This is a genomic window from Nonomuraea sp. NPDC049709 (assembly GCF_040674815.1).
GTDB lineage: Bacteria > Actinomycetota > Actinomycetes > Streptosporangiales > Streptosporangiaceae > Nonomuraea.
This window is the reverse complement of sequence record NZ_JBFANM010000014.1, coordinates 164934-181930: the sequence shown is the minus strand read 5'-3', so window position 1 is coordinate 181930 and position 16997 is coordinate 164934. Positions and strand designations below refer to the sequence as shown.

Here is a 16997-nt window from a genome sequence, read left to right as displayed (position 1 = left end):
CGCATCGGCACCAAGGCGTCACGCTCCGGTAAGAGCCTTCCGTACCCGGAAGTGGCGGACATCGCACTAAAGTCGATCCGTGCCTCTTCCCGCCGCCGACCTCACCCATCTCCTTCGCAACAGGCCCGAGCTGGCCGGAGCGCCCTCACTCGACATGCTCGAACGCCTGCTGGCCCGGCCCGAGCTGGCGATCCCCGTCCTGCTCGACCTCGACTCCGACTGCCACACCGTCAGCCAGGCCATCCAGGCGGCCGGCGGCGAGACCACCCGCGACGGGCTGGCCGGCATGGTGCGCGACCCCCGTGGCCGGCTCGGTGAGGTGCTGGACCTGCTGGCCGGGCACGGCCTGATCGAGCTCGACGGCGCGACCGTGCGCTCCCGGCACCGCCCCGGCCTGTGGGCGCATCCGTTCGGGCTGGGCAGGCCGTTGCGGGCGTTCGAGAAGAAGGTCACCGCCGAGACGCTGAAGACGATGGTCAAGGCGTTCGGCGGGCAGCCCGCGGGCCGCAAGGCCGATCTTGTCACGCAGGCCGAGGAGTTGCTGCGTGACAGCGCTGCCGTGCGGGCCCGGGCGGCCCGGCTGCCGCGCCAGGCCGCCACGCTGCTGGAGTCCATGGTGTCCGGGGCGCCGGTGCTGGAGGCCGAGCAGATCTACTACGGCTCCATATCCCCCGCGCATCCCGTGCAACGCCTGGTCGACGCCGGGTTCGTGATCCGCGACGGCTGGCAGTACGAGCTGCCCGGCGAGATCGCGCTCGCCCTGCGCGGCGACGGCTGGAAGCCGGAGCTGACCGGGCAGCCCGACGTCCCGGGCGAGCGGCGCGCCGAGACCGACGGCGTGAGCGCCGCGCTGGTCGCGGTGGACCGCGTCGAGGCCCTGGCGGAGCTGGCGGGGACGGAGCCGATCGCCGAGCTGAAGGCGGGCGGCGTGGGCGTCCGCGAGGTCAGGCGACTGGCCAAGGCCCTCGGCCTGCCCGAGCAGCAGGCCGTGCTGTTCCTGGACGTCGCCTTCGGCGCCGACCTGGTCGCCTCGGAGCAGGGCGAGCGGCTGGTCAGCACCACGCTCGTGGACGACTGGACGGCGCGCTCCACCGGTGACAGGTGGCGGGTGCTGGCCGAGGCCTGGCTGGAGCTGCCGCAGGCGGCCACCCACCGGGTCGTGGGGTGCTGCGAGGAGCATCTTGATCCGTTGCCGCCGCCGTACGAGTTCCAGTGCGAGGCGGGGCGGATCCGGCGGGCCGTCCTGGAGACGCTGCGCACCCTGCCCCCGGGCGTGGGCACGGACGCCGCCGGGCTGAAGGCGGCGGTGGCCTGGCGCACGCGAGCGGTCGCGGAGGCAGCCCACGCGGCCGACGAGTTCGTCGTGGCGGCCCTGCGCGAGGGCGAGTGGCTCGGGATCATCACCGATGGGGCGCTCACGGCACTCGGCCGGGCCGTCCTTGACTCCGGCGACGTGGCCGAGCGCTTCCCCGCCCCCGCCACGACCGTGACCCTCCAGAACGACCTGACCGCCATCGTGCCCGGCCTCCCGGCCCCCGACCTGGCGGCGTTCCTGAACGCCTGCGCCGACCTGGAGTCGCGCGACCGGGCGAGCGTGTGGCGCTTCTCCGAGCAGACCGTGCGCAGGGCGCTGGACGCCGGCACGAGCGCCGGCACGCTGCTCGACGGCCTGGCCCGCTTCTCCGCCAAGGAGCTCCCCCAGCCGCTGCGCTACCTCGTCACCGACACGGCCCGCAAGCACGGCGCCATCCAGGTCAGCTCCGCCCCCTCCGTCGTGATCGCCACGGACCCCGCGGTCATCACCGAGCTGTGCGGCGCGAAGGCGCTGCGCAAGGCCGGCTTACGCCAGATCGCGCCGACGGTCGCGCTCGGCACGCTGTCCCCCGACGAGACCCTGCGCCTGCTGCGCCAGGCGGGCCACGCCCCCGTCGGCCTGGCGGCAGACGGGACGATCAAGGCGGAACGCAGGCAGCGGCGACGCCTGCCGGTGGAGGGCCACGACGATCCGGAGTTCGACGCCGAGGCCGCGGCCAGAGCGCTGCTCAGCGGCGGCGCGGGCCGGCCCGAACCAGGCTCGGCCGAGGAGACCCTGCTGGAGGCCACCGTGACCGGCGAGCCGATCGTGGTGGTGTGGCAGCGGCGCGAGCACTACATGGACGGCCTGGAGATCGGCCCCGGCACGGTCACCGGCTACTGCCACGACTGCGACGACGTCCACACCCTGGAGCGGGCCAAGGTCAGAAAGGCCTATCTGCCCTAGGACGAGCGGGGGCGCCGCCCTCCCCCTCAGCCCAGCAGGCCGAGGTATTGAGCGAGACGCCCCTGCACCTGGGTGAGGAGGTCCTCGTCGAGAGTGCCCGTCCGGTCCTCCAGTGCTGTCTACAGGAGTGGTTGAACCGCAGGGACCCGGATCCAGCACTTCTTCACGACGCCACCTTGCCCTCTGGCCAAGTGAACGTCGAATCGGGTGCGTCGCGACGTGGACCCGGAGATCGGGCAGGCGAGGACGAAGGGCCAACCGGTATCGCTGTTGGTGCCCCCGCCCGTGACCACGACCACCGGACGGCGCTCGTCGTGGACCACGCGCTCTTCTTCCGGAATGAGGCGCACTTCCTTGTCACCGACGAGATAGACGCCGCCGGACACATAAGGACCCGGCATCTATTCCCCCAATAGCTGCCGGGTCGCCTCGGCCCGGTGCTCGGCGAGTTGCCGGCTCTCCTCGGCCAGATCGTCGACTCCGCCGGGCTCGTCATCGGGCAAGGGATTGCGTGCGGCCCAGACACGCAAGCGCGCCAGGCCGGAACCGAGATCGGGCAGCGGGGGCCCGCCGGCCAGATCGAGCCGTGCCTCATGCCGGTCCTGCTTCATCGCCTCTTGCATGGGAGGCGTCTGGTAGGTGAACTCGCGTAGCTGGCCCGCTGACCATCGGCCGTATTCGGCCAGAACGCCGTCGATGATCTCGGCGAACTCCGGGTCGATGACCACCTGCGGCGCGTCGATCAAGTGGACTGCGCATTCGCGATGTCCGGCGAAGGGATCGGCGCTCTCCTCGACCTGGACGACGCCGGCCTCCGACAGGTCCCTTTCGACCTCCGCCAGACGAAGACTGTGCGGGCCGTCGTGACGCCATCGCCATTCGACGCCGGAGCCGGGAGGAAGCCCGTTCGCAACGGCACCCAGATCGGCGAGATAGAGGAGGTTGGCAAGTTTGGTGCGGTTGATGCGCATGCCGCTGGCTCGAGCGGTCGCCAGCAGATAGGCGACGGCGGCCGCAGGGCCGCGAAGAGACGCAGAGACCGGCACGATGTCCAGTGTAGGGACCGCATGCGCCACGACCAGCACCTCGATTTATCGAATGCGCGCTCTATGATAACCCCACGGTTGCCATGACGTTACCCTCCGTGACGCTCGACGTCAGCGCGACCGCCGGATCTCCGGGGTCAGGACGAGCGGGGGCGCCAGTCGCCGCGGTCGAGGTCGAGGTCTTCCGGGGTGTGCAGCCGGACCATGGTCCTGGCCGTCCCCGGGGGCACCCGGTGCGGGGTCAGGAACGACACGGCCACCATCACCGCGAACGCGATCGGCACTGTCCACGCCGCCGGCTGCGCGAGCAGGGCCCCGGTCAGGCCCGCCTGCGGGCCCCCGACGATCGTCACCAGGACGGCGGCGCAGGCCAGGCCGCCCCCGACGAACAACCCCGCCAGCGCCCCCGTCGTCGACAGGCGCCGCCACCAGATGCCCAGGACGAGCAGCGGGCAGAACGACGAGGCCGCCACCGCGAAGGCCAGCCCCACCACGTCCGCCACCGGCAGCGCCCGCGCCCACAGCGCCAGGGCCAGCGGCACCGCCACCGCCATCAGCGTGGCGATCCTGAACGAGCTCACCCCGCCCTTGAGCAGGTCCTGCGCGATCACGCCGGCCACGGACACGGTCAGCCCGGAGGAGGTGGACAGGAACGCCGCGAACGCGCCCGCGGTGACCAGCGCGGTCAGCAGGTCGCCCAGCGTGCCGCCGATCATGCGGGAGGGCAGCGTCAGCACGACCGTGTCCGTGCGTACGAGGTCAAGGGCGTACATGCGGCCGAGCCAGCCGTACACGGCGGGCAGCAGGTAGAACGCCCCGAGCAGCGACAGCACCACCAGCGTCGTACGGCGCGCGGCCCGCCCGTCCGGGTTGGTGTAGAACCGCACCAGCACGTGCGGCAGCCCCATGGTGCCCAGGAACGTCGCCAGGATCAGCGAATACGTCGAGTACAGCCCGTACTCCTTGGCCCCGGCCAGCGGCACCTGCCAGACGGCCGCGTCCGCCGCGCTCACGCCGGGCGCGCCGTCGGCCTTCCAGGCCATCAGCAGGAACACCAGCGGCACCGCCAGCGCGGTCAGCTTGAGCCAGTACTGGAACGCCTGCACGAACGTGATCGACCGCATGCCGCCCGACAGCACGTTCACCGCCACGACGACCGCGACCAGCAGCCCGCCCACCCACACGGGCGCGCCGGTGATCGTGCGCAGCACCAGCCCCGCGCTCTGGAACTGCGGCATGAGGTAGAGCCAGCCGATCAGCACGACGAGCACGCTCGCGGTCCGGCGCACGGTCATCGACTCGAGCCTGGCCTCGGCGAAGTCGGGCAGCGTGTACGCCCCCGACCGCCGCAGCGGCGCCGACACCAGCACGAGCAGGACGAGGTATCCCCCGGTCCAGCCGACCGGCAGCCAGAGCATGTCCACGCCGAAGGACAGGATGAGCCCGGCGATCCCGAGGAACGAGGCCGCCGACAGGTACTCGCCGCCGATCGCCGAGGCGTTCCACAGCGGGCTGACCGTGCGGGAGGCGACGTAGAAGTCGGAGGTGGTCCGCGAGACCCTGATCCCGAACGCCCCGATGAGCACGGCCGCCACCACGACGACCAGCACGGCGGTCAGGCTCATCGGCGCTCGACCAGCTCGGCGAAGTGCCGCTCGTTGCGCTCGGCCTGCCGGACGTAGAGCCAGGCGCCGATGACGAAGGCCGGGTAGATGAGCCCGGCCAGCACCGCCCACGGGAGCGGCACGCCCAGCAGGTGCACCTCGCGCAGCTCCGGGATGAGCAGGAACAGCAGCGGCAGCCCGCAGACCACGCAGGCCAGCACCGTGCAGACGAACAGTGCCAGCCGGAACTGGGTGCGCAGCAGCGAGTGCATGTAGACCTCGCCGAGGCGGGTCTGCTCGTCGATCTCGCGGGTGGCGGGGTAGCGGGGGCGCCGGGCGGCGGCCGTGCGCGGGCTGGTGACGGCGACGCGCCGGGGCGCGTCGGAGGACCGGCGGGCCGGGGGCGGCGGCGTCCGGCGGGGTGGATCGACGCGGGGCGGGGGCGTACGGCGCGGCGGGCGCGGCTCGGAGCTCATTCGGGCCTGCCCTTCCTGGCCCGCCGCACCAGCAGGTCGCGCAGCTCGCGGGTGTGCCGGCGGCTCACCGGGAGCTCGGTGGCGCCGACGCGTACGGTGCACTTGCCGGAGTCGATGTGCAGTTCCTCGATGTGCTTGACGGCCACCAGGTGGCTGCGGTGCACGCGGAGGAACCCGGCCGAGGCCCACCGCTCCTCCAGGGTGGCCAGCGGGATCCGGACGAGGTGGCTGCCCGCGGCCGTGTGCAGCCGCGCGTAGTCGCCGTGCGCCTCCACGTAGATGACGTCGGCGCTGGACACGAACCGGGTCACGCCGCCCAGCTCGACCGGGATCGTGTCGCTCTCCCCGCCCTCCACGGGCACGTCGGCCGAGACCGCCACCCGCCTGATCGCCTCCGCCAGCCGCTCGGGCCGGACGGGTTTGAGCAGGTAGTCCTCGGCCTTGATCTCGAACGCGTCCACCGCGTGCTCCTCGTACGCGGTCACGAACACCACCCTGGGCGGGTTCGCGAACTGCGACAGGAGGCGTCCGAGCACCACGCCGTCGAGCCCGCGCATCCTGATGTCCAGGAACACGGCGTCGATCGGCCGGCCGTCGGCGATGGCGCGGTCGAGCAGGCGCAGCGCCGCGGCGCCGTCCCTGGCGGTGGCCACCTCGCCGATGCGGGGGTCGGCGCGCAGCAGGTACGACAGGTCTTCGAGGGCGGGTAGCTCGTCGTCGACCGCGAGGACCCGGAGTAGTGCCATAGACAGTGATAAAACCGACAACAAAGATCGAGGTCAACGGGCGGAGACGCCTGGGTGATATTTCGGCAATCTGACGTTGACCTTGGTGCCCGCTCCGCTGGCCGTCTCGACCACGAGACCGTACTCGTCGCCGTACACCTGGCGCAGCCGCTCGTCCACGTTCGCCAGCCCGACGCCACCCGCAGGAGTGATCTCACCTGCGAGGATGCGGCGCAGCCGGTCGGGGTCCATGCCGAGCCCGTCGTCCTCGACGCTGATGCGGCACTCCGCCCCGGCGTCCTCGGCGATGATCGTGATGCGGCCGACGCCGTCCTTGCTCTCCAGGCCGTGGCGTACGGCGTTCTCGACCAGCGGCTGCAGGCACAGGAACGGCACGGCGACCGGCAGCACCTCCGGCGCGATGCGCAGCGTCACCTGCAGCTGGTCGCCGAACCTGGCCCGCTCCAGGATCAGGTAGCGGTCGATCGAGCGCAGCTCCTCGGCCAGCGTGGTGAACTCGCCGTGCCTGCGGAAGGAGTAGCGGGTGAAGTCGGCGAACTCCAGCAGCAGCTCCCTGGCCCGCTCGGGGTCGGTGCGGACGAACGAGGCGATCGTGGTGAGCGAGTTGTAGATGAAGTGCGGGGAGATCTGGGCGCGCAGGGCGCGCACCTCGGCCTCCATGAGCAGCGTGCGCGAGCGGTCCAGCTCGGCCAGCTCCAGCTGCGAGTCCACCCACCCGGCCACCTCCTGCGCGGCCCTGACCAGGCCGGCGGAGGCGTTCTGCCCGTAGGCGGCCAGCGTGCCGACCACGCGGTCGTCGGTGGTGAGCGGCACGACCACGGCGTGCCTGATCGGGCACTCCAGCAGGTCGCACGCGATGGTCAGGACCTGCGTGCGGCCGTCCTTCAGGGTGGCCGCCGCGTGCTCGAACGCCTGGTCGGCATGGTGGTCGTCGCCGTCGCCGTCGTAGACCAGCAGCCGCTCACCGTCGGTGATGGCCAGGGCGGCGGAGTTGAGCAGGGCGCGCAGGTGCCGCGAGGCGCGCTCGGCGCCGTCGGCCGTCAGCCCGGCCCGCAGCGGCGGCCCGGCCAGCGAGGCGGTGTGCAGGGTCTCGAACGTGGCCCGCTCGGCCGGGCTCGTGCCCAGCTCCCGCCGGCCCCGCATGACCCGCCACAGCACGATCGAGGGCACGCCGACGAGCACCGCGACGACGGCGACGCCGACCAGGTATTCCACGCGGCCAGAGCCTAGCCGTTCCCACGACCCGCTACGCCACCCCTCCCTCCATCTCTCCGGTGCCGTCCTTCGGGGAGGGAGGACGGGCGGGGTCAGAGGGCCTTGGCGATGAGGCCGGCGTACGACTCGGCCTCCTCGGCGGAGTCGTACGTGGTGCGCGGCCAGAAGAAGCCGCGCAGCCCGTCCTTCTTGTTGCGCGGCACCACGTGCACGTGCAGGTGGGCCACGCTCTGGCTGACGCGGTTGTTCATGGCCACGAACGTGCCACCGGCCTCCAGCCCCGCCTCCACCGCGCGCGCCATGGCCTGCACGCGCTCGAAGAACGGCCCGACGTCGCCGAGGTCGGAGAGCGTCTCGACGTGGGCGCGCGGCACCACCAGCACGTGGCCCTTGAAGACCGGCCGGGTGTCGAGGAAGGAGACCGCCACCTCGTCGGAGCTCACCACGTGGGCGGGCCGCTCCCCGGCGATGATCTCGCAGAACAGGTCAGTGCTCACCGCCCGACCTTACCTGCCCGGCGAACGCCGTCCAGCTGGTCATGTTGGGCGCCGACCACTCGGCGGGCGCGTGCAGGAAGTGCTCGCCCACCCGCTCCCGCAGCCGTTCGGGCACCTCGGCCACCTTGGCGCCCCGGCAGTGGTAGACCAGCCCGCCGCCGCGCTGCGCCATCGCCATCCACGGCAGCCACGGCGAGACCCGGCACCAGGAGAACACGCACGGCACGTCGGGCACGCCCGACTCCAGGTCGCGCGCCGAGACGAAGAACTGGAACAGCTCCAGCGCCCGGTAGGTGTCGCTCGCCGAGTTGTCGGGATAGTCGGCGACCTTGAGCGGCGAGGGGTAGGCCAGCCGGACGTCCACGTTGTAGACGACCTGGTCGCCGAGCCGCGTCTCCGGCACCGGGTAGGCCCCCAGCCGCTGGTTGACCGGATCGTTGAAGACGTGGCGGACCTCGACCGTGCGCCCGGTGAACGGGTTGTCCCAGGAGTCGAGCACCTGCCTGCTGCGGGGGTCGAGGTAGAGGGCGGCCTCGCGGGTCAGGAGCTGCCAGCCGCCGTCGGTCTCGACCGCCCTGGCCACGTTGAGCCCCTCGAACCCGAACAGGTGGTGCGGCCCGTCGTCGTCCTGCCAGCCGTAGACGTCGCCGGTCCAGTAGGAGATCGTCTCCGCGCCGTCGGCCGCGGCGCGCACCCGGATGAAGTCCATGATCTGCACCCTAACGGGCCGGCCCGGCGACGGTGACGGTGAAGATCGCTTCGCCGGACTGCTGTCTGCTCTCCTCGGTGGACGGCGTCTTGTCCCGGCCGCAGCGCCAGCAGTTGCGCAGCCTGATCTCGGTCGTGCCCGGCCGCTTGCCGTTGAAGACGAAGTAGGCGGTGCCGCCGGACCCGGGGGCGTCGCCCTCGCGCTCGCTCTCCTCGCTGATGAACGAGGCCACCTTCGCGTCCGGCACCTCCACCAGGTCCCAGCTGTCGCCCACCGACGGGTTGTCGGGGACGGCCAGCGAGAACCGCTGCCCCGGGCGCACCTCCACCGGCACGGTCGCGCCCTTGGCGCCCTTGACCACCTTGCCGTAGTCGCTCACCGCCGACCCGCCGCCGCACCCCGCCACCAGCAGGGCGAGCAGCGCCGTGGCGGCCGTTCGACGTATCACTCCGGCAGGTTATCGGCCTTCGGCGGGTCCCGTGGCACCGCGTACGGCTCCCGCCCGGCCGGCTGCCCCGCGGCCGCGATCCTGCGCTCCCTGATCAGCTCGGCGTCCAGTTCGGCGCCGAACAGCAGCGCCATGTTCGACAGCCACAACCAGATCAGGAACACCACGACGGCCGCCAGCGTGCCGTAGGTCTTGTCGTAGGAGGCGAAGCGGGAGGCGTACAGGGCGAAACCGCCGGAGACGATGACCCAGAGCGCCACCGCGAGCAGGCCGCCGGGGGTGATCCAGCGCATGCCGGGCTGGCGTACGTTGGGCGCCGCCCAGTAGAGGACCATGATCAGACCGGCGGCGACGAGCGCGAGGGCCGGCCACTTGAGCACGTTCCAGGCCGTCACCGCCGCGTCGGTCATGCCCAGCGCGCTGCCCACGGCGCCGGCCAGATCGCCGGTCAGCGTCACGGCGATCGCGCCGGCCGCGAGGAGCACGGTGGTCAGCAGCGTCAGGCCGATCCTGAGCGGGGTCACCTTCCAGAACGGGCGGCCCTCCTCGATGTCGTAGATCGCGTTGCCGGCCCTGATGAAGGCGGCGATGTAGCCGGAGGCCGACCACAGGGCGACCAGCAGCCCGGCCGCCGCCACGAGACCCGCCGTGGCGTCGCTGCCCTCGACCGCCCGCACGCCCTGCGTGATGACGGTGCGCACGTCGGCCGGCGCCACCTCCATGAGCTCCCCGACCACCGCAGCGGCGTCGTTCCTGCCCAGCAGCCGGAACAGCGACACCAGCACGATCAGCGCCGGGAAGACGGACAGCACGGCATAGTACGTCAGCGCCGCGGCCAGGTCCTGCACGCGGTCGTCGCGGAACTCGGCGACCGTCCGCCGCACCACCCGCCACCACGCCCGCCGCGGTAACTCCCCCGGCCCCTCGGGCACGTCACGGTCGGGCACGTCACGGTCGGGCACGTCACGGTCGGGCACGTCACGGTCGGGCACGGCGCGACCGGCCCGCCCGGGACGGGGGTCGTCCTGGGCGGGCCGGTCGGGGACGTCTCGGGGGGACACGTCCTGTCGCGTTCGTGCTTACTTGTGGGTGCGCCGGCGCCGCAGGACGCGGCGCACCACGAAGGCCGTCACCGCGCCCACGACCGCGATCAGCAGGACGGGCCGCTTCCTGGCCTCCGCCGCCGCGTCCTTGACCTGGTCGGGCGTGCCCTCGCGGACCTTGCTCGCCACCTCCGAGGCCTTGTCCCGCACGGCCTCCGCCGCGTCGGCGGCCCGGTCCTTGGCGACCTCCGCCGCGTGCTCGGCCCTGCCCTTCACGTCGGCCTTCTCGGCCAGCGCGCTGACGGTCTCGCCCATCTCTCTTCGGGTCTCCTGGATATCTTTGCGCACGTCGTCCTCTTCCTCCTCGTCGTCCGCCCCGCGCGCCCCTCTCAGTGATTCCTCTTCGGTCCGCAGATTCTCGGCCGCCTCGGACCGTTCATCCGGAATGGGGGTCTCGGGGATGAACGTCTCGTGTTCCTGCCGGGCCGCTTCGGCCCGGCGCGCGTTCTCTGCCGCGCCTGGTCTGGTCGGGGGAACGTTGATGGACTCGCGCTCCGTCGGGGTGCCCACGGTCGCTCTGCGGGCGCCGACGTCACCGGCGTGCTGCTCGCTGTGTCCGGGGTCCGTCTCGCTCATCGCCGTGCCCTCTCCTTGACCATGTCGATATCGGCCTTGACGCTCGCGATGGCCTCCGATGGGACCATCGGCGCCGCTCGTTTCACCTCGTTCTTTCCGATGAGGCCGAGGAGTGCGGCAGCGATGAACAGCACGCCCGCGACGATCGCGGCGGCCGCCCATCCGGGCAGGACCAGAGCAAGGAGCATGATGACGGCGGCCACGAGGGCCGCACCGCCGAAGAACGCGGCCGTTCCCGCCGCGCCGAACAGGCCCGCGCCGAATCCCGCGCGCTTGCCCTTCTCCGCGAGCTCCATCCTGGCCAGGCGGAACTCGTCCTTGACGAGCCTGGAGACCTGCTCGGAGAGATCGTTGACCAGCTTGTGGGTGTCGTTCACAACGTTCGCCTCCTCCGCTGAGGAAGGCGACTACCCAAACAAATGGCCTTCTACCACCAAGTAATAGGGCGTAGCGGACCTAACGCTTGGCGGCCTTGAACAGGAATCCCAGGACGGACAGCACGGGATCCTTCTGGACCTCGCACCAGTTGTCGGGCTTCTTCGGTTTGCTCCACGGGGACGGGAGCTCGCACGAGGGAGCCTGCGGCTTGGGCCGCTCACACCACGATCCGGGAGGATTCATACTTTTATTCTACTCCGTTGTCTTTACGACGCCGAGCAGATGAGGTGAATCAGGGCGGAGACACCGCGGTAGGGATCCGTCCGGCCGGCCCGTTCCTCGGCCGTCAGCAGGTCGTCGAGGTTTTCCGGGATGGGCGCGTCGTCGGGGAAGGCGTCGCTGAACACGCGCACGCCGTACCACTGACGCACCTCCAGCCCGTGTACGGCCAGCCGCCCCGTCAGCTCGCCGAGCCGGTCGGCCCTGGCCGGCACGCCGAGCCGGTTGACGTAACCCGTCCCGCCGAACGCCCGCTGCGCCCCCTCCCAGTCGCCCAGCAGCCCCGGCCGCATGGCCAGCGCGTCGCCGTTGCGCACGAGCAGCGACAGCAGGCCGCCGGGGGCGAGCATCCGGGCCAGGTCGGCGAGGAAGGGATCGGGGTCGTCGAAGTACATCAGCACGCCGTGGCACAGCACCGCGTCGAACCCGGCCGGCTCGAAGAGCTCCCCCAGCCGCTCGGCCTCGGCCCGGACGGTCCTGACCCGCATGCCCGGCTGGATCCCGGTCTCCAGGAGGCCGAGCAGGTCACCGGAGGCGTCGAGCGCGGTGACGTGGTGACCCCGGGCGGCCATCCTGAGCGCCTGCGTGCCCTGACCGGAGCCCACGTCGAGGATCCGGCAGGGAGTGGCGGGAAGGTGCTCGGCGAGCTGCCGGGTGACGAGCGTCTGGCGTACGACGTCCCGCAACGTGCCCAGCCCCTGCCGCCACCTGTCCTCGGCTCCCGAAAACCTCATGCCAAGATCCTAATCCGGCCCCGCCGCATCCGGCCCGGACCCGATCTTCCGCTGGTGGAGGTAGCCTGCCGGGGTGCTGGTACACGGGGTTTGGGCGGCGGACGGGCTCGCCTTCTGGGCGGAGGGCACCGACCCCGATCCGGACCTCCGGGGGCGCCGGAGCGCCACCACACCGCGCCCCCACCCCTTCGCCGTCCCCGCGCCCGCCCTGGCCACCGCGCTCGACCTCGACCCCTCGTCGGGCACCTCGCTGGAGCTGCTGCTGCCCGGCTCGGCGAAGGAGCCGCTGCCGTCGCCGGAGACCGGCCGGCTGGCGGAGGTGGCCCGCCCGCGGCTGCGCCCGTGGCAGGTGCCCGCCGTCGTCCCGCCCGCCGCGCAGGCGCTCCGGGTGCTGGACGAGCACGCCACCACCACCGCCACCACCACGGCCGCCACCACCACCGCCACCGTGCGCCACTGGGCCGCCGTCGCCGCCTTCGCCCACGATCTCGTACGCCGCGGCCGCGTCCTCCCGCAACTGGTCGCCACCGACCCCCAGGACGCCCCCGCCGACTCCATGGCGATGTGGGCGGTCCCCCAGGACGACGCCCGCGCCTTGTGGCGGCCGGTCCTCACCGGGGCCGACGCTGCGTACTTCCGCGAGCTGGCCCTGGCCATGCCGCCCGCCTGCCGCACCTCCCGCGCAGAGCGCCCGTCCGCCGAGGTCCTGCGCGCGGCGCTGGAGGCGTTCGCCGACGCCCTCGTCCGCCGGACGCTCACCGAACCGCTGATCGCCCGGCCGCCCCGGACCCTCCAGGAGCGCTGGCTGGCCGCGCTCACCGGAGCCGCCCCGGCCTGCCCCGACGTGGTCGAGCTGCGCAAGGAGCTGGAGAAGTGGCACGACGCGGTGGCGGCGTCCGAGGGCGCCACGCGCGTGTGCTTCCGCCTGCTGGAGCCCGCCGACACCGACGACTGGCGGGTCGAGCTGGCGCTGCAGGCCGCCGACGACCCCAGCCTCTACGTCCCGGCGGAGGCGATCTGGCGCGGCGGGCAGGGGACGGGGCTGCCGGGCAGGCCGGAGCGGGAGCTGCTGGCGGGGCTCGGGCGCGCGGTCAGGCTGTATCCCGAGCTGGACCACGCCCTGCGCGTCCCCGAGCCGAGGGAGCTGGCGCTGGACACGGCGGGCGCGTTCGGATTCCTGCGGCAGGCCGCGCCGCTGCTGCAGGCGGCCGGGTTCGGGGTGCAGCTGCCGCGCTGGGCGGGCCGCACCCGGCTGGGGCTGAAGCTGACCACCAGGACCAAGGCGCAGACGGCGGCCGCGAGCCAGGGGTTCGGGATGCGGGAGCTGGTCGACTTCCGGGTGGACCTGGCGGTGGGCGAGGAAACGATCAGCGAGGCGGAGCTGGCCGAGCTGGCCCGGCTCAAGGTGCCGCTGGTCAGGGTGCGCGGCCAGTGGGTGGAGCTGGACGACCGGCAGCTCAAGGCCGCGCTGAGGGCCGTGGAGGGCGGCCGTACGGGCGAGGCGAGCGCCGCCGACATCCTGCGCCAGGTCGTGCGGAGCGACGACGACGAGCTGCCGCTGCTGGAGATCGACGCCGACGGCGTGCTCGGCGACCTGCTGTCCGGGCAGGCCGAGCGGCGGCTCGCCCCGCTGGCCACGCCGCCGGGCCTGGACGCCACGCTCAGGCCGTACCAGGAGCGCGGCCTGGCGTGGCTGAGCTTCCTGTCGGAGCTGGGCCTGGGCGGGGTGCTCGCCGACGACATGGGGCTGGGCAAGACGATCACCACGCTGGCGCTGCTCGTCCACGAGCGGGCCGGCGCCCCGACACTGCTGGTGTGCCCGATGTCGCTGGTCGGCAACTGGCAGCGGGAGGCGGCCAGGTTCGCGCCGGGACTGCGGGTGTACGTGCACCACGGCAGCGGCCGCGACGCCGCCGAGATCGAGCGCGCCGACCTGGTGATCACCACGTACGGCACCGCCCAGCGCGACCTGGAGACGCTCAAGGGCTTCGAATGGCGCAGGGTCGTGTGCGACGAGGCCCAGGCGATCAAGAACAGCGGCACGTTGCAGGCCCAGGCCGTCCGGTCGATCCCCACGGGCACCAGGCTCGCGCTGACGGGCACCCCGGTGGAGAACCACCTGGCCGAGCTCTGGTCGATCATGGAGTTCGCCAACCCGGGGCTGCTGGGGCCGCGTTCGCGGTTCAGGACCCGCTTCCAGGAGCCGATCGAGGCCCGCCAGGACGAGCAGGCGGCCCGGGCGCTCAGGCGGGCGACGGGCCCGTTCATCCTGCGCCGCCTCAAGACCGACAAGTCGATCATCTCGGACCTGCCGGAGAAGCTGGAGATCAAGGAGTGGTGCCCGCTCACGACCGAGCAGGCCACGCTCTACCAGGCCGTCGTGGACGACATGCTGGCCAAGATCGACAGCAGCGAGGGCATCGAGCGGCGCGGTCTGGTGCTGTCGGCCATGGCCCGGCTCAAGCAGGTCTGCAACCACCCCGCTCACCTGCTCAAGGACGGCTCCCGCCTGGCGGGAAGGTCCGGCAAGCTCGCCCGGCTGGAGCAGCTGTCCGAAGAAATCCTGGCGGAGGGCGAAAAAGCACTGCTCTTCACGCAATATGCCGAGTTCGGGACGATGCTGCAGCCGTACCTCGCCCAGCGCCTCGACCGCCCTGTCCTCTGGCTGCACGGCGGGCTGCCGAAGAAGACCCGCGACCGCCTGGTCGACCGGTTCCAGAACGATCCTGAGCCGACGCTGTTCCTGCTCTCGCTCAAGGCCGCCGGCGTCGGGCTCAACCTGACGGCCGCCAACCACGTGATCCACGTGGACCGCTGGTGGAACCCGGCCGTCGAGGACCAGGCCACCGACCGCGCGTTCCGGATCGGCCAGCGCAAGAACGTGCAGGTGCGCAAGCTCATCTGCGCCGGCACCCTCGAAGAGCGCGTGGACCAGATGATCGAGCGCAAGAAGGCGCTGGCCGAGCGGGTCGTGGGCACGGGCGAGGACTGGCTGACCGACCTGTCCACCGAGGAGCTGCGCGAGGTGTTCAGGCTGACGGCCGAGGAGGTGGGCTGAGCATGCCCGGCTGGTACGACGGCGGCAAGCCGATCAAGGTCGAGGGCGGCCTCAAGGCCCGCACGCGCCGCGGCAGCATCGGCTCCACCTGGTGGTCACGCCGCTTCATCGACATCCTGGAGCGCGTCTGCGACAAGGGCCGCCTCACGCGCGGCCGGGCCTACGCCCGCCAGGGCCAGGTGCTGTCCATCGACCTGTCCGCCGGCGAGGTCAGGGCCGCCGTGCAGGGCTCGCGGCCGCGGCCGTACACGATCACGGTCCGGATCGAGGCGTACGACGAGGCCCGCTGGACCGCCATCGAGGAGTCGATCGCCGCACAGGCGGTCTACCGGGCCAAGCTCCTGGCGGGCGAGATGCCGCCGGAGATCGAGGAGCTGTTCGCCGCGATGGGCATCGACCTGTTCCCGCGCGACCTGGACATGGACTGCTCGTGCCCCGACTGGGGGTTCCCCTGCAAGCACCTGTCGGCCGTGCTCTACCTGCTGGCCGAGTCGTTCGACGACGACCCGTTCCTGGTGCTGGCCTGGCGCGGGCGCACCCGGGAGCAGCTGCTCGGCTCGCTGGCCGACGAACCGGCCGCCGATCCGCTGGCGGTGGCGGACGTGCCGTTCGCGGACCGCCTGGCCGACTTCTACGCCCCCGGGGCCACGGCCCACCGCCCCGAACGCCGGCCCTCGGCCGTCGCCCCCGACCTGCTCCTGCGGGTCTTCCCGCCGCCCGGCGACCTGGCACACCCGCTCACCCCGGCGTACCGGGGGCTGGCGGACGCCTGACGGGCGTCCCCGTACCGGGGGCCGGCGGACGCCTGACGCACGCCCCCGCCGCACTTTCCCTGCCCCTGAACACCCCGCGACGGAGTGACTACTGTGCGTGTTCAAGCGAGAGAAGGGCAGGAGCAATGGGATTCTCCTGGGCGTGAGGGGGCCGGCTCAGCGGTCCTCGAAGGCGGCGGGCACCATGACGCGCACCCCGTTCGGGACCACGCGGAGCCTGATCGGGGTGCGTAGCCGCACCTCGCCGTCCACGTCGGCGGCCATCGGCGGGTCGGTCTCCAGCAGCATCTCCCGGCCCACCACGAACGGCCCGCCGGCCATGCTGCGCCAGCGGCCGGTCGTCGCCCTGATCAGCGTCTCCCCGAGCAGGCGCAGCTTCTTGCCCGAGCCGAGCTGGTAGGCCACCAGCATGCCGTTGTCGATGCTGATGTCCCTGGCCACCTGCCAGCCGCCGTGGAAGCGCCCGTTGGCGATGTTGAGCTGGTGGGTGAGCAGCTCGTGGCGCTGCCCCTCCACCGTGATGTACGCACGGAACGGCCGGTGGTTGGGCAGGATCGTCAGCGCCGTCAGCGGGTAGGCCGGGCGCCCCACGACCCGCTTGAGCCAGGGCTTGACCTTGCCCGCCACCTCGACGGAGACGCCGAAGCTGGCCAGGTTGGCGAACGGCCGGTCGTCGGCCATGCCGAGGTCGATGTCGGCCACCTTGCCCGTGGCGAACACCCTGATCGCGCCCGCCAGGTCGAGCGGGAGGCCCAGGCTGCGGGCGAAGTTGTTGGTGGTGCCGAGCGGCAGCACGCCGAGCGCCACGTCGCGGTGGGCCACGTGGCGCACGGCCGAGGAGAGCGTGCCGTCGCCACCGCCGACGATGAGCAGGTCGGGATCGGTGGCCAGGGCGGTGTCGAGCAGCTCGCGCAGCCTCTTGGGGTTGTAGACCGACAGCTCGGCCAGCGGCTCGAACCCGAGGTTGTGGATCTGCTCGATCACCTCGAAATAGTGGCGGCGACCGCGGCGCGAGCGAGTGTTCACCACCACCGCCACCCGGCGATCCCTCCGGATCGCCTCGGTGTGCTCGTCTTTGGTGCGCAATTCGCTCAT

General features: G+C 72.3%; 17 protein-coding genes. 3 read left to right on the top strand and 14 right to left on the bottom strand.

The window, feature by feature from the left end; translation table 11 throughout:
- Window positions 1-79 precede the first annotated feature (79 nt).
- Window positions 80-2260, top strand: coding sequence for a helicase-associated domain-containing protein (locus AB0J69_RS16595; RefSeq protein WP_364117670.1), 2181 nt, complete (start codon window positions 80-82; stop codon window positions 2258-2260).
- A gap of 401 nt (window positions 2261-2661) precedes the next feature.
- Here the strand turns inward: AB0J69_RS16595 and AB0J69_RS16590 are convergent, their stop codons facing one another.
- From AB0J69_RS16590 to AB0J69_RS16530, 13 genes are all read right to left on the bottom strand, one after another.
- The gene (locus AB0J69_RS16590) at window positions 2662-3336 is read right to left on the bottom strand and encodes a hypothetical protein (RefSeq protein WP_364117668.1); all 675 of its coding nucleotides are present in this window, start codon (window positions 3334-3336) and stop codon (window positions 2662-2664) included.
- 107 nt (window positions 3337-3443) lie between these two features.
- Entirely contained in the window at window positions 3444-4931 is a 1488-nt protein-coding gene (locus tag AB0J69_RS16585) for a cation acetate symporter (RefSeq protein ID WP_364117666.1), read from the bottom strand.
- The gene (locus AB0J69_RS16580; RefSeq protein ID WP_364117664.1) at window positions 4928-5386 is read right to left on the bottom strand and encodes a hypothetical protein; all 459 of its coding nucleotides are present in this window, start codon (window positions 5384-5386) and stop codon (window positions 4928-4930) included. Before AB0J69_RS16580 ends, AB0J69_RS16585 begins: the two co-directional genes overlap by 4 nt.
- Entirely contained in the window at window positions 5383-6132 is a 750-nt protein-coding gene (locus AB0J69_RS16575; protein ID WP_364117662.1) for a LytTR family DNA-binding domain-containing protein, read from the bottom strand. The genes AB0J69_RS16580 and AB0J69_RS16575 overlap by 4 nt, the downstream gene beginning before the upstream one ends.
- A gap of 33 nt (window positions 6133-6165) precedes the next feature.
- The gene (locus AB0J69_RS16570; RefSeq protein WP_364117660.1) at window positions 6166-7347 is read right to left on the bottom strand and encodes a histidine kinase; all 1182 of its coding nucleotides are present in this window, start codon (window positions 7345-7347) and stop codon (window positions 6166-6168) included.
- 92 nt (window positions 7348-7439) lie between these two features.
- A complete protein-coding gene (locus tag AB0J69_RS16565) occupies window positions 7440-7844 on the bottom strand; it encodes an HIT family protein (RefSeq protein ID WP_364117658.1) in 405 nt (134 codons plus the stop codon).
- The gene (locus tag AB0J69_RS16560; protein WP_364117656.1) at window positions 7834-8553 is read right to left on the bottom strand and encodes a DUF1838 family protein; all 720 of its coding nucleotides are present in this window, start codon (window positions 8551-8553) and stop codon (window positions 7834-7836) included. Before AB0J69_RS16560 ends, AB0J69_RS16565 begins: the two co-directional genes overlap by 11 nt.
- Before the next feature lie 10 nt (window positions 8554-8563).
- The gene (locus AB0J69_RS16555) at window positions 8564-9001 is read right to left on the bottom strand and encodes a protease inhibitor I42 family protein (RefSeq protein WP_364117655.1); all 438 of its coding nucleotides are present in this window, start codon (window positions 8999-9001) and stop codon (window positions 8564-8566) included.
- A complete protein-coding gene (locus AB0J69_RS16550) occupies window positions 8998-10062 on the bottom strand; it encodes a YihY/virulence factor BrkB family protein (protein WP_364117653.1) in 1065 nt (354 codons plus the stop codon). The genes AB0J69_RS16555 and AB0J69_RS16550 overlap by 4 nt, the downstream gene beginning before the upstream one ends.
- Window positions 10063-10080: 18 nt before the next feature.
- Window positions 10081-10680: a DUF3618 domain-containing protein gene (locus tag AB0J69_RS16545; protein WP_364117651.1), complete on the bottom strand. Its 600-nt coding sequence runs from the start codon at window positions 10678-10680 to the stop codon at window positions 10081-10083.
- Window positions 10677-11057 (bottom strand): phage holin family protein, encoded by a 381-nt coding sequence (locus AB0J69_RS16540; RefSeq protein WP_364117649.1) that lies wholly within the window; start codon window positions 11055-11057, stop codon window positions 10677-10679. The genes AB0J69_RS16545 and AB0J69_RS16540 overlap by 4 nt, the downstream gene beginning before the upstream one ends.
- Before the next feature lie 79 nt (window positions 11058-11136).
- Complete coding sequence (locus tag AB0J69_RS16535) at window positions 11137-11301, bottom strand: hypothetical protein (RefSeq protein WP_364117648.1); 165 nt, start codon at window positions 11299-11301, stop codon at window positions 11137-11139.
- A 23-nt stretch (window positions 11302-11324) separates the two neighbouring features.
- The gene (locus AB0J69_RS16530) at window positions 11325-12071 is read right to left on the bottom strand and encodes a methyltransferase domain-containing protein (protein ID WP_364117646.1); all 747 of its coding nucleotides are present in this window, start codon (window positions 12069-12071) and stop codon (window positions 11325-11327) included.
- 73 nt (window positions 12072-12144) lie between these two features.
- On the opposite strand from AB0J69_RS16530, the gene AB0J69_RS16525 reads away from it, so the two are divergent.
- Window positions 12145-15129: a DEAD/DEAH box helicase gene (locus AB0J69_RS16525; RefSeq protein WP_364117644.1), complete on the top strand. Its 2985-nt coding sequence runs from the start codon at window positions 12145-12147 to the stop codon at window positions 15127-15129.
- Between the two features lie 2 nt (window positions 15130-15131).
- Entirely contained in the window at window positions 15132-15902 is a 771-nt protein-coding gene (locus AB0J69_RS16520) for an SWIM zinc finger family protein (protein WP_364117642.1), read from the top strand.
- 156 nt (window positions 15903-16058) lie between these two features.
- Here the strand turns inward: AB0J69_RS16520 and AB0J69_RS16515 are convergent, their stop codons facing one another.
- A complete protein-coding gene (locus AB0J69_RS16515; RefSeq protein ID WP_364117640.1) occupies window positions 16059-16997 on the bottom strand; it encodes a diacylglycerol kinase family protein in 939 nt (312 codons plus the stop codon).